1 pseudogene is annotated in these 670 nt (G+C 54.6%); it reads left to right on the top strand.

Going from position 1 to position 670, the window contains the following annotated elements:
- Positions 1 to 670, top strand: a pseudogene (locus J7438_RS26735) (SEL1-like repeat protein); the annotation flags it as partial.

The following is a 670-nucleotide window of genomic DNA, read 5'->3' as shown; positions in this document are numbered from 1 at the left end:
CGGAGCACTGGTACCTCAAGGCGGCTGAGTTGGGGGATATTGCAGCCATGTGGCAGCTGGGCCACCTGTATCAGCATGGTGGCAAGGGCTTTCCGGTAGATCTGCACAAAGCCGAGAGCTGGTACCTCAAGGCGGCTGAGCTGGGGGAAGATCCAGCCATTGTAGCTTCAGCCATGTACCAGCTGGTTTACCTTCATAACTATGCTGACCAGGACTTTGGGTTAGATCTGCGTGAAGCAGAGCGATTGTACCTGAAAGCCATTGAGCTGGGGTCTCCTCTGGCCATGAGTAAACTGGGTAACCTGTATCTGGGTGGTGGCAAGAACTTTCCGGTAGACCGGTACAAGGGAAAACGCCTGTTGCTCAAGGCGGCTGAGCTAGGAAATGCGCCAGCCATGAACACCCTCGGCAACCGTTATGTGCTTGGTGACAAGGGCTTTGAGGCAGATCCGCACAAAGCAAAACATTTTTTCCTCAAGGCCGCTGAGCTGGGATATGTTTCAGCCATGAGCAACCTGGGCTGGTTATATCTGTATGGTCGCGAACACTTTCAGGTGGATCTGCAGCAGGCGAAGTTCTGGTTGCTCAAGGCGGCTGACCTGGGTAACGCTTGGGCCATGTTCCACCTGAGTCATCTGTATGAGCATGGTGGGGCGGACTTCCCGGTAGA

The sequence above is a fragment of the Thalassotalea sp. G20_0 genome, assembly GCF_017744175.1.
In the GTDB taxonomy this organism is placed as follows: Bacteria; Pseudomonadota; Gammaproteobacteria; order Pseudomonadales; family Endozoicomonadaceae; genus Endozoicomonas.
Note: the sequence above shows the minus strand (reverse complement) of the source record. Positions and strands in the feature narration are given on the sequence as shown.